Here is a 12693-nt window from a genome sequence, read left to right on the forward strand (position 1 = left end):
GGCAATGTCACAACACGGCATCAATCATAAGGCATATATCGGCCTGGGCAGTAATATGGCGGATCCGGTGGCGCAAGTCAGGGAGGCGCTGGATGAGTTGGCACACCTCCCATCAAGTCGTCTGCTGGCAGTTTCCTCACTCTATCGCAGCGCCCCCGTGGGAAAACTCGACCAGCCCGATTTCATCAATGCGGTGGCTCTGATAGAAACAGAGTTGACCCCGCAAGACCTGCTCAAATCCCTGCTTGAAATCGAGCATTATCACGGGCGGGTGCGCGAATACCGCAACGGTCCCCGGACCCTCGATCTCGACATCCTCTTATATGACGACCTGCAATGCAACGACGCCCACCTCACCCTGCCGCACCCGCGCATGCATCAACGGGCGTTTGTTTTGCAGCCGCTTTGCGAAATTGCCCCTGACTGCCGCCTTGCCGGTCATGGCACCCTTGCGGAACTGCTCAAGGAATGCTCTGGACAGCAGCTCGAACGAGCGCTGGAATAAATGAATCTCGCGGATTATCGTTACATCGTTATCGAAGGACCAATCGGCGCTGGCAAGACAAGCCTGGCGCGGCGCCTGGCCGCTCGCCTGGGAAGCGGACTCCTGCTTGAAAGACCGGCCGAAAACCCGTTTCTCGAAAAATTTTACGAGGATATTCCTCGTTATGCACTTTCCACACAGTTGTTCTTTTTATTTCAGCGTGCCAATCAGTTACAGGAACTGGCTCAGATCGATATGTTTGACAATACGACCGTGAGCGACTTCATGCTGGACAAGGACCCGCTTTTTGCCAGACTTACGTTGAGTGACCCTGAATACGATCTGTACCGTAAAATTTATAACCATTTGCAACCGAAAGCTCCCCTCCCCGACTTGGTGATTTATTTGCAGGCAGCACCTTCCACGCTAGTCGAACGCGTAAAGCGGCGCGCCAGCGCTTTTGAAAATCGCATTTCGGAAGACTACTTGCGGCAACTGGCTGACAGTTACACGCGCTTCTTCCATCAATATGAAGATGCGCCGGTGATGATCATAAATAGCGAAAATTTGAATTTCGCCGATAGGCAGGAGGATTTTGATTTGTTGTTGCAGCAGGTGGAGCAAATGCGCGGTCCCCGGGAATATTTTAATTTCGGAGCTTAGGGAATTTCGCAACTTCTGAACAAATCCTCGGCCGAGCATGTTGCTGGTAAAATCGGCTTGACCATAGGTGGGCCCGTCCTCTGAGCGGCCGTGGCTCGGACCACGATGCCCAGGAGTGCGGGCGGTAATATCTTTAGCGTTTAGTTTTGCACTAAGCGGAAAGAAGAGGCTTTTGGAGCAGGATTGCTTTGTCGTCCTCCTGGAAAGAGAGCGCTCATTGGATAAACCGTCTGCGCTGTCACCTGTCGAGCATCCATCCCGTGGCCCAGATGACTTATTCAACGTTCCTGGCATCAGTTCTACTTGCATGATCCGCACCCACGTAATGCCGACTTTGCGATTAAATATACGAAATTGAAGGCGCACGGCATGCGCATATTGATTCAATCATCCGATGCACTACAGTAGGGAGTTCAGGCATGCGAACCACACAAGACGCCATACAAAAGATGCGGGATGACGGCGAGAAGATTGCCGTCCTCACCTGCTACGACGCAAGCTTTGCGGTATTGCTCGAAAATGCCGGCGTGGATATCCTGCTGGTGGGCGATTCCCTCGGCAACGTGCTCCAGGGGGAAGAAAGCACCCTGCCTGTTACGCTGGATGACATGATCTACCACACCCGTTGTGTGAAGCGGGGTTCGAGCAAGGCACTCATCATGGCGGACATGCCGTTCGGGACATCTCAGGTAAGCCCCGAGGCAACCTTCGAAAATGCCGCAGCGCTACTCGCGGCGGGGGGAAACATGGTCAAGCTGGAAGGCGGCGCCATTATGGCTGAAACAGTCGAATTCCTAACCCAGCGCGGCATACCTGTCTGTGGTCATATCGGATTAACACCCCAATCAGTGCATCAGTTAGGGGGATACAAGGTGCAGGGCACGACCGACTACCAGGCTCGACAGCTTCTTGAGGACGCAGTTGCCTTGGAAAAAGCGGGGGCAAGCATGCTCTTGATGGAGGTCGTTCCTGCCGCGCTGGCCGAAAAGGTTACCCGAACCCTATCTATACCCACCATTGGCATTGGGGCAGGCGCCAATTGTTCCGCCCAGGTACTGGTACTTTATGACATGCTGGGCATCTACTCCGGCAAGAAAGCGAGATTCATGAAGAACTTCATGAGCGGCGCAAACAGTATCCATGAGGCGGTAAAAACCTATGTGCGGGCAGTCAAGAGTGGAGAATTCCCCGGCCCGGAGCATGCATTTTAGTTTGGGCTGAGGATGGAAGTCGTAACCGATATTTCGTCCTTGCGGGCACGGCTTAAGCACGAATCTTCCGTCGCTTTTGTACCCACCATGGGCGGTTTGCACGAAGGTCATCTGTCGCTGGTGCGCATCGCCCGGGAGAGGGCGGGCTGCGTGGTGGCGAGCATTTTTGTCAATCGACTGCAATTCGCGCCAACCGAAGATTTCGAACAGTACCCGCGGACCTTGGCGGATGACTGTAGACTCTTGGCGCAGCAGGACGCAACCGTGGTCTTTACTCCCGCAGAGCGCACGCTCTATCCCGTCCGGCAGGAATTCATGGTAGAACCTGCGCCAGCGGCGAACACGCTGGAAGGCAAATTCCGCCCTGGATTTTTCCAGGGCGTGGCAACGGTAGTGCTAAAGCTTTTCAATATTGTGCAACCTCAGATCGTAGTGTTCGGCAAAAAAGACTACCAGCAGTTGCACCTCATGCGCGAGCTGGTGAAGCAGTTCAATTATCCTGTCGAAATTGTGGCGGGGGAAACGGTGCGAGCAGCCGATAATCTGGCGCTGAGTTCCCGCAACCGCTATCTTTCGACCGAGGCGCGCGTCGAGGCAGCGCGGCTGTATCAAGTCCTTACCCAAGTGAAGCGTCAAATAGAAGACGGCAATACATGTTTTCATGATCTGGAGCAAAATGCGGCACGAATTCTCTCTCAACATGGCTGGAAAACGGATTACGTGGCCGTGCGGCACGCACATACCCTTGCCCCGGCCAAGACGGAAGATGAGGACATGGTGGTACTGGGCGCCGCCCGGCTGGGGACAATCCGGTTAATAGACAATGTGGAATTGCGACGCGAATCGTGCGCGAAGGAATGATCGCCCGCAAGCCCCACTCTCACTCTTCCAGGTCATTTTGCATCACATCACACCTTCCCAATATAAGTTCCGCCCATAATAGCTTGGGCAAGCGACACTCTCGGTGGGGGAAAGTCGTCTTCGACCTCGCAATGAGCTTGGTATAACGATCAAGCTCGCAGCTGCTCCATAATCCTTCGTCGCACACCAGAGCCCGATGCTGATTCATGTTCCGACGTGGTTTCGTGCACCAGCATTGGTTAGACACGGGAATATGAGCGTCCTGTCGTCAAACCGACCTCTTACTCTACCGATTTTTTTAACCTCACAACTCCTTGATTTAAATACTCTATTTTTCGTCTCTACCTGACGACACGCAAAAACACTTATCTTTCAGGCTCTTAAATCCACCGATTGGTTTTTCGTTGCTGGAAGGCAACAATCAGCAACCGGGAAAGACTTAAATCACCGCCTCATGCACGGATAAGTACCTGTTATAACGTGTATATAAATATTGGCATGGAAAATGCTTACTTGAAGCAGGGACTCGCCGTGGGATGCTGTTCTCCAAAACGAGCACATCAAACCCACCATGAGTCTGTAGAAAAAAAGCCCAGCCATGACAACTGGCCCGGCTACAAAAGCATGACGCACATCGAGTTGAGGCAATCCCCTTCGGACACCTGCTTTGATGGCGTCGCAACGAGACATGGATTTGGCGACACAGCCCAATACAAGGAGGTATGTTCATTATGTTTTCCCTGCATAGCCCGAAGCAAAACCGGATTCTTGCCGCACTGCCGGCGGAGGATTATGCACGGCTTCTACCTTATCTGGAATTTACGCCGATGCCGCTGGGCCAAACAATTTATGAGCCGGGCTCGCCTATTACCCATTTGTATTTTCCGACGAACAGCATCGTTGCCCCCTTGTACGGAATGCAGAACGGGGCCTCGGTGCGGCTTGCGATTATCGGTAATGAGGGACTTACCGGCATTTCGACGTTGTTGGGTGGCGGCGGCACTCCGGCCGGCGTTGTGGTGCAAACCTCGGGCAATGGATACAGGGTAAAAACGAATGTCATAAAGAAGGAGTTCGATTTTAAGGGAAAGCTGCAATACCTGGTATTGTCCTTCACACAGGCGCTGATGACGCAAACGGCGCAAAATGCCGTTTGTAACCGGCACCATAATATCGAGCAGCAACTGTGCCGTTTTTTGCTGATGAGCCTCGACCGTTTGCCCGGACATGAGTTGCAGATGACACACGAGCAGATCGCCGTCATGCTGGGTGTTCGCAGGGAAAGCGTAACGCAGGCGGCCCTCAAGTTGCAAATGATCGGCGCCATTCAATACAGCCGCGGTCATATCGCCGTGCTGGATCGCGAAGAACTGGAAAATACAGTGTGCGAGTGTTATTCAGTGGTCAATAATGAGTACGAACGGTTGCTCTGCAGCAATACCTGCGCAACTGCAGGCGCCGCCGTTCGTCCCGTTACGCAAAAAACCCAAAAGACAAGCGAAGAGTTGTGGTCACTGAGCTGAGGAGAGCCCCGGGCTACTCAGCGAGCACCAGGTTTTCCCCCTCCCCTAACCCTGGTGCACGTTGAGTAGACCGGTTTTTTACGGGCGAAAGCTCTGTTTCACTTGCTCATGAGTTCTCGAAGAACATACGGCAGGATACCACCATGCAGGTAGTAGTCGACCTCGATGGCGGTATCAATCCTGCATAACAATTCGACTTCGCGGCGCGAACCGTCCGGGTAGCGGATGCCAAGCGTGACGTTCTGTTGTGGGCGAATGTCCTGCAGGCGCACGAGATCAAATTGCTCATTCCCCTTTATTCCCAAAGATTGAACACTGTCATTGCCCTTGAATTGCAATGGCATTACGCCCATTCCAACAAGGTTGCTTCGGTGGATGCGTTCAAAACTGCGCCCAATTACAGCTCTGACTCCAAGCAACTGTGTTCCCTTCGCAGCCCAATCCCGACTGGAGCCGGTGCCATACTCTTCCCCTCCGAACACCAGGGTCGGTACGCCGTCTGCAATATATTTCATGGCTGCATCGTAGATGCTCATCTGCTCACCGTCGGGCTGATGCACGGTCACGCCGCCTTCGCTACCAGGTATCATCAGGTTTTTGATGCGCACATTGGCGAACGTTCCGCGCATCATTACTTCATGGTTGCCGCGCCGCGCGCCGTAGCTGTTGAAATCCGGCTTCGATACGCCATTGGCAAGCAGATACTTGCCCGCAGGCGACGTATCCTTGATCGCGCCCGCGGGACTGATATGATCGGTCGTCACTGAATCGCCAAATATGCCCAGCACGCGCGCGTTTTCAATCCCACCGGGTTGAACTGGCCGCATAGAAAAATCTTGGAAGAACGGCGGCTCGGCAATATAGGTGGATGGGGGCCAGTCGTAAACCTCCCCTGCGATCGTGGATACTTCGTTCCATAACGGATGATCCTTCGTCAGGTTGCTGTAGAGCCGACGGAACGTTTCCGCATTCGCCGCGAACTTCATCAATTCCTGAACCTCTTCCTCGCTCGGCCATACATCACTCAACCAAACTGGCTTGCCACCCTCCCCAAAACCCAGCGGCTCGGTCGTCAAGTCTCGACGCACCGAGCCGGCTATGGCATATGCCACCACCAATGGGGGCGAAGCAAGAAAATTTGCGCGGATGTTGGGATGAATCCGCGCCTCGAAATTGCGGTTGCCAGAAAGAACTGCGGCGCAAACCACATCATTCGCTACCACGGCCTCCTCGATCGGTTCCGACAGCGGTCCCGAGTTGCCAATACAGGTTGTGCAGCCATAGCCCGCCAGGTTAAAGCCAAGTTTATCGAGATAGGGCATGAGGCCAGCGACGGTAAGATATTCCGTCACCACTCTCGATCCCGGGGCCAGTGAAGTCTTGATATGCCGTTTCACCGTCAGCCCTTTTTCCACTGCTTTTTTTGCCAGCAGTCCGGCGGCGAGGAGCACACTGGGATTGGAGGTATTCGTACAGGATGTGATCGCCGCAATCAGGACATCACCATGGCCGAGATCAACTGGACCATTTTGGAGGCACACGGGCGCTTCAGCCTGTTCCAGGATCGGACGATTGTTGAACATCTCGGCAATGTTTCTCTCTGCCCCCGGTCTCGCTGTCGCTTTATCCTCGCTCGAGCTGCTGGCGACCGCCCCACTTTCTGCATGACTGGCGTCACTACAGTCACGCACGGCATAGCGCTGATCCAAATTCGCAACGTTTTTTCCATATCCGCTTTCGGAAACGGGCTTACTGTAGAGTTCAATGAACCTGGATTTAAGGTTGGCGATCTCGATGCGATCCTGGGGACGCCTGGGCCCAGCCAACGAGGGCGCGACCGTACCCAGATCAAGCTCCAATTCGCGCGAATAGTCGATTTGTCCCTTACGAGGGATACCGTACAACTCCTGGGCCTTGAAGTAGGACTGCAAGGCGGCGATTTCCTCTTCGTCCCGCCCGGTTCCCCGAAAATATTCCACTGTAGCCTCATCCACGGGAAAGAAACCCATCGTCGCCCCGTATTCCGGCGCCATATTGGCGATAGTGGCGCGATCGGGGACGGTTAGCGAGGCGGCCCCTTCGCCGAAAAACTCTACAAATGTGCCCACCACGTTGGATTTTCGCAGCATTTCGGTCACGGTGAGCACCAGATCAGTCGCAGTCACGCCGCTGCGCAGCCTCCCGGTGAGATTCACGCCAACCACATCGGGAGTCAAAAAGTAAACCGGCTGTCCGAGCATCCCCGCTTCAGCTTCAATCCCCCCAACGCCCCACCCCACCACGCCAATGGCATTAATCATTGTCGTGTGCGAGTCGGTCCCGACCAGCGTGTCCGGGTAGACCAGACCATCTTTCTGGTAGACACCGCGCGCCAGGTACTCCAGGTTGACTTGATGCACGATACCGATTCCCGGCGGGACGACTTTGAACGTATCGAAAGCCTGCATCCCCCATTTTATGAATTGATACCGCTCATTGTTGCGGCGAAATTCCATTTCCATATTCAGGCGGAGCGCCTGGCTGTTTCCGTAGTAATCGACCTGGACCGAATGGTCCACAACCAGGTCGACCGGTACAAGAGGCTCGACCAGTTTGGGGTTTTTACCCATTTTCTCCGCAACGCCACGCATCGCGGCCAAATCGACCAGGAGCGGCACGCCAGTGAAGTCTTGCAATACAATGCGGGATACCACGAATGGAATCTCATCCAGGCGGGAAGCATGGGGCTGCCAGTTTGCCAACCGTCTCACATGAGCCTCGGTAATCTTTTTCCCATCACAATTGCGCAGAACCGATTCCAGCACAATACGAATGGAGACGGGCAACCGTGAAATCCTGCCCACCCCAGCCGCCTCAAGCGCAGGCAGGGAATAGAACCGGGCTTGTTTGGTTGCAGAAAGAGGGATCTCTTTCAAGGTGCCGAACAGATTATGGATCATGGATGCTCCCGAGATATTGAAAAAGGACTTATACGATGGGCGCAGCTGAGCTGATACAGCCGTCGAGGGATACTGGACGAATTATGCGATTCATAATGAAAACCACGTAACCGTTCATAATCAGTTATTTTTATATTCCGAAAGTTCCGCTTCGATTACGCTGTGCGCAAAACTCTGGTACGCACTACCGATGCGTTGGGCCATGGTATCGGGAAAAAGATGGAACACTCCGGATTCCAGCGCAGCGATGATCCCCTCCGCGACAACCGACGGAGGCTCGGCATGCCCCCGCAGGGCGGCGGCATTGCTCATATCGGTCGCGATGAGACCGGGGTGCACGCTCAGCACTGCCGTACCCTGCTGATTCAGCAAGTCACGCAGGGCTTGAGTAATCGAGTAACTCGCGGCCTTGGTGGCGGAGTGCGTCGCAAAACTGGACGAGCATTTCAACGATGCGATAGAGTTCATCTGGACGAATGCCCCTCCCCCATTTTTCCGGAGAATGGGCGCAAACGCTTGCGCCATACGCATGAGACCGAACACGTTGATTTGCATGCCAAGCTCAAGCGCATCTAGCGAGGATGCATCAAACGGCGTACAAGCCTTGAAAACAGCTGCGTTGTTAACCACTACTTCCACATCGTTCGTCCTGTCCGCTGCGGCCGTGATCGTTTCGGGCTTGGCAAGATCCAATTGGACAATGGCCACCCTCTCGCCGTAGCACTCGACAAGGGCGTCCGCAGAAGCTGGGTTACGAACTGCCGCGTACACTTTCGCCACGCCGCGACGCAGGAACGCTTCGACAATTGCCTTGCCAATGCCCCTGTTCGCGCCAGTTACTAGCGCGATCTTGCCTTCAATATTGCACGTTATCTTCACTTCGTCGGGGTCGCGGCCCACCAACAACTGGTTTAACCGTTTGCAAGTGGTTAAATTATAGTCTGCTTACGCGACATCTCTACCCATTGCCGGAAAATTATTCCGCCACCCCGTGCCCACTCCCTGCCCTGGCCGAATACGCACAGTTAAAATGTTCACTGCATCATTTCCTCATGAAGTAAGAAAGTCATGTAATATTAACGACATGTATGCTTAAAGCGGCGGACGGCGTGAATCGCGATTTAGGTAAGGAGCGCCGTCCGGTATCAATTTTATTGTTGAGCATGTGTCATGGACTCTCCTACTATCGTCCTCATTCATGGCTTCCTTGGCTTCTCCCGTTGGGGACCCATCGAGTATTTTCGTGGGATACGAAAGATGCTGCTGCGCTCCGGTATTCGCCCGCTCATACCAAAACTGCCGTCCGCGGGCTCGATAGCCGTGCGCGCAGAGGCGCTTGCGCGAGAACTGTTCAGCACCGATGCATCTGCCTTTGCTTTGGTGGGGCATAGTATGGGTGGACTGGACGCGCGTTATTTGATCACCCACCTCGATCCCGACAAACGCGTCAAGAGCCTCCTTACCATCGCCACGCCGCACCGCGGCTCGCCTCTGGCCACGTGGTTCCTCAAAGCACGGGGGCCCATTCCCGCCTGCGTCCGGTACATCGGCAGGCCTGGCCTGTGCGAGCTGACACCCGAGGCACGCGCAGCGATGCCGATCCCGGACCGCGATGATGTGGACTATGCTTCCTACGCGAGCTGTCGGGGGCTTGATGAGCTTCCATTCTGGCTTCGCCCCTACGGGCGCGTCATTCGCGAAGACAGTGATGGAATGGTCCCGGTGAGCTCAACAAAATGGGGCCAGTTTCGCGGCATCATGAGAGCGGATCACCTGGAACTTATCGGCTGGAGTATTGATTTGCCAGATGCCCGGTCAAAACGGCCCTTCGATCACCTCGCTTTCTGGAGTGAAGCAGCTGCAGTGGTTATAGCGGGAGCAGCAAATAAAATAAGCTAACGGGAAAGAGCATGGATCAAAACGATACGAAAAAATACGACATGCCATGGTACGACTGGTTGGTATTCGCAGTACCAGCACTCTTTATCATTGGCCTTGGCGTGGAGTCCGCACTGGGTCCAGGCCCAGCCGACGGCGTCATACATCGCGACTTTCGCGCCATTGCCCACTGGTTTGACCCAATAGTTTTCCAATATAACCTTGTCATGGCGCTGCTCACGGTGCTGGTGGTGCCGTCGCTTGCCTTGAGCTATATCCAGACAATGGCCACCCGCAAGGAACGTCGCCTCCAGCATGAGGTGCCATTTGAGCGACGCGCCGAGGTCCGCAGGCGGATGATGCGCCGAGCATCGTTTAGCACATACCGTGGCAGTGTCTGGCTGACGACAACGGTCGTTCTGCTTGGCACCTCGATCCTGTTGCTGTTCAAGCCCGTCTTTACCGATGGCGGAGTAGGCGTGGATTTCAGTCTCGGCGCAAATATGTTGACCATGGGGCCTTTTGCCGAGCTGTATGCGAAAAATCCCGACGCGTATTATTCCCATCTTATACGCAATCTGACTGCGTTCCAGTTCGGTTTTCTGGGTGCTTACGTGTACTTCATCGGTGCTGTTGTCCGCGCATACTTCACAATGGATTTGACCTCCCACACGTTTGTGGACGGCGCTATCCGCATGATCGTGGCGAGTATACTCGCGCTCGTGCTCTCCTTTGGCTACGACTTCCTCCTTCTTGGCGATATTGCATCCGACCCGGGTCCTGTCGCTGCGGCAGGCACGGGTTCAACGGAATCGTCCTCCGCTGCCAGCCCGGTTAGCGAACAAACGGAGAGACAAGACCTCGCACAAGAAATGAACCGGGTGTTACCCGCAAGCCTGAGCCTGCTGCCGATCGTGGCTTTTTTCTTTGGCTTTTATCCGAAGCGCGCAGCACTGGCACTTGAACGTGTTGCACTCAAGGTCATGAGGAATATTATTCCAGGTGACGGATACCGCGCGCTGCCGCTTTCCATGCTCGCCGGCATGAGCTATGCGCACGAATTGAGATTGGAACGAGAAGGCTTTGACAACGTCGAAAACTTGAGTAATGCCGACGCTGTGGACCTCGCGGTACGCACCTGCTTCAGCTATCCCCAGTTGAAACAATGGATAGACGAGGCTTGGCTGGCCTCTCATCTGCGGGAGGATTACCCATACTTTGTCCGGCGTTCAGGCCTTTCGACGGGAGAAGAGTTGCGGTACTTCCTGTCTGCCTGCGATGCAAATAACGTCGATGGGGTGCAACAGTTGGTCCCTGCCTTATCCGTAGAACCGGCCGACAGCGCATCATGGAAGCTCAGGCTCGCCGCGCTGAAAATACTGCTGGATAAAAACGCCGGGGAAGAAGAGTGTGGAAAGGCGGAAGAAAGCGAGCCCAAGCAACGTCACATCGTTTCGCTTGGCGTTGGCCTTGGGGTGGGAGAGCGTTCCCCTTAAATCATAAACAAATCGACGAATTCGTTAACGGGGCTTGACGCAAGTTTTTGTTGATCCTGCCAGAGGGCGATTATCGTTTGCTGACGTTTTTGCGAAAAACGGCGCGCAATATTTGCACGGAATTTTTCTTCCAAAAACGGGAGCCCTTCTTCCCGACGCAACCTGTGACCGATCGGGTACTCGATGACCACTTCGTCCAGCCTACCGCCATCCTCGAACTCGACGGTGAGTCCGTTGGCAATGGCGCGTTTTTCCTGGTCGTGATAAGCCCGAGTGAATCCCGGGTCTTCAAAGCACGTCATCTTGCTTCGCAACTCGTCGATGCGCGGGTCGGCGGCAACGGCATCCTCGTAATCGTCAGCAGTAAGCCGACCAAAAATAAGCGCAATAGCGACAATGTATTGCATACAGTGATCGCGGTCGGCAAAATTGTTGAGCGGCCCTTTCTTGTCGATAATCCGGATCGCAGCTTCATGAGTTCGAATGGTGATGTTACGGATATCGCCGAGTCGCTCCCTCACCTGGGCATGAAGCCGCATCGCGCACTCCGCTGCCGTCTGCGCATGGAACTCCGCCGGAAAGGAAACCTTGAACAAGACGTTTTCCATTACGTACGAGCCCCACTGCGCGACCGGCCGCTGGAGAACGAAGGGCTTTCCCTGGAACAGCACATCGTAAAATCCCCATGTTCTCGCAGTCAGCGCAGTAGGGTAGCCCATCTCCCCGCGGAGCGTGAGAAGCGCCAGCCATACTGCCCGGCTCGTGGCGTCGCCCGCGGCCCAGGATTTCCGAGAACCGGTATTCGGTGCATGCCGATAAGTGCGCAACGGTTGCCCGTCCACCCATGCCTGCGATAGGGCGTCGATGATCTGGCTGCGACTGCCCCCCAGCAAATGCGTCACGACTGCAACAGATGCAACCTTCACCAGCACCACGTGGTCCAGCCCCACCTTGTTGAAACTGTTTTCCAACGCAAGGCAACCTTGAATTTCATGAGCCTTGATCATCGCTGTCAGGACTGCCTGCATTGTAAGCGGCTCTTTTCCTTCCGCAACGGCCTTGCGTGAGAGCCAATCCGTCACCGCCAGAATGCCCCCCAGGTTGTCCGACGGATGTCCCCACTCGGCTGCCAGCCAGGTATCGTTGAAATCCAGCCAGCGAATCATGGTTCCGATATTAAAGGCGGCCTGAACCGGATCAAGCACGAACCGAGTTCCAGGAATTCGAGCGCCGTGGGGCACCTCTGTGCCGACCGCGATGGGTCCCAGCAGTCGGGTGCAAGCGGGGTAAGTAAGCGCTTGCATCGCGCAACCTAGCGAATCCATCAGGCAATGACGCGCCGTCGCGTAAGCCAGGTCGCTTCGAATCTCGCGATCGATGACGTAGTCGGCAATGTCCGCTAATAATTGATCAGGTTGGGAAAGAAGATCAGGCAGACGGAGGGTCATGTTTCGTATTATTTTGAGTAGAGCATGATTCAGAAAGCCTATTCTGTAAAAGCGGCAATCGTAAACGGGTACTCGCGGATGGCATACTAAGGATGAACCTAACGTGGCGTGGTGAATGGAATGCGCTATATTGGGTCATATGAGGAACCATGCTGCCGATCCGGTCTTGCGACGCTCGAAGTATGTAAAC

The 12693-nt window shown here is 54.7% G+C and carries 10 protein-coding genes; 7 read left to right on the plus strand and 3 right to left on the minus strand.

Annotated features, from left to right (window positions below; genetic code table 11):
• Nucleotides 1–4 precede the first annotated feature (4 nt).
• The 5 genes from folK to BM022_RS07040 all read left to right on the plus strand — a co-directional run bounded on the left by folK (nt 5) and on the right by BM022_RS07040 (nt 4742).
• On the plus strand, nt 5–505 hold the full coding sequence (gene folK, locus BM022_RS07020; RefSeq protein ID WP_091138021.1) for a 2-amino-4-hydroxy-6-hydroxymethyldihydropteridine diphosphokinase: 501 nt from the start codon (nt 5–7) through the stop codon (nt 503–505).
• A complete protein-coding gene (locus tag BM022_RS07025) occupies nt 506–1147 on the plus strand; it encodes a deoxynucleoside kinase (RefSeq protein ID WP_091138023.1) in 642 nt (213 codons plus the stop codon).
• Between the two features lie 419 nt (nt 1148–1566).
• Entirely contained in the window at nt 1567–2358 is a 792-nt protein-coding gene (gene panB / locus BM022_RS07030; RefSeq protein ID WP_091138025.1) for a 3-methyl-2-oxobutanoate hydroxymethyltransferase, read from the plus strand.
• A gap of 12 nt (nt 2359–2370) precedes the next feature.
• A complete protein-coding gene (gene panC, locus BM022_RS07035) occupies nt 2371–3219 on the plus strand; it encodes a pantoate--beta-alanine ligase (protein ID WP_091138027.1) in 849 nt (282 codons plus the stop codon).
• Nucleotides 3220–3950: 731 nt separating this feature from the next.
• Entirely contained in the window at nt 3951–4742 is a 792-nt protein-coding gene (locus tag BM022_RS07040; RefSeq protein ID WP_091138089.1) for a Crp/Fnr family transcriptional regulator, read from the plus strand.
• A gap of 98 nt (nt 4743–4840) precedes the next feature.
• Here BM022_RS07040 and BM022_RS07045 read toward each other — a convergent pair whose 3' ends face one another.
• Together BM022_RS07045 and BM022_RS07050 are read right to left on the minus strand one after the other, a co-directional pair.
• Nucleotides 4841–7681 carry an aconitate hydratase gene (locus tag BM022_RS07045; protein WP_091138029.1) on the minus strand — a complete coding sequence of 947 codons (2841 nt, stop codon included), beginning with the start codon at nt 7679–7681 and terminating at the stop codon, nt 4841–4843.
• Between the two features lie 120 nt (nt 7682–7801).
• On the minus strand, nt 7802–8581 hold the full coding sequence (locus BM022_RS07050) for an SDR family oxidoreductase (RefSeq protein ID WP_256209013.1): 780 nt from the start codon (nt 8579–8581) through the stop codon (nt 7802–7804).
• 270 nt (nt 8582–8851) lie between these two features.
• Here BM022_RS07050 and BM022_RS07055 point away from each other — a divergent pair, with 270 nt between their 5' ends.
• Nucleotides 8852–9580, plus strand: a complete 729-nt coding sequence (locus tag BM022_RS07055) for an esterase/lipase family protein (protein WP_091138031.1) — start codon at nt 8852–8854, stop codon at nt 9578–9580.
• An 11-nt stretch (nt 9581–9591) separates the two neighbouring features.
• Nucleotides 9592–11055: a hypothetical protein gene (locus tag BM022_RS07060; protein ID WP_091138034.1), complete on the plus strand. Its 1464-nt coding sequence runs from the start codon at nt 9592–9594 to the stop codon at nt 11053–11055.
• On the opposite strand, the gene BM022_RS07065 is transcribed toward BM022_RS07060, so the two are convergent.
• A complete protein-coding gene (locus tag BM022_RS07065; RefSeq protein WP_091138036.1) occupies nt 11052–12503 on the minus strand; it encodes a bifunctional 2-methylcitrate dehydratase/aconitate hydratase in 1452 nt (483 codons plus the stop codon). The genes BM022_RS07060 and BM022_RS07065 overlap by 4 nt on opposite strands.
• Nucleotides 12504–12693: the final 190 nt, after the last annotated feature.

The sequence above is a fragment of the Nitrosospira sp. Nsp14 genome, assembly GCF_900113575.1.
GTDB lineage: Bacteria > Pseudomonadota > Gammaproteobacteria > Burkholderiales > Nitrosomonadaceae > Nitrosospira.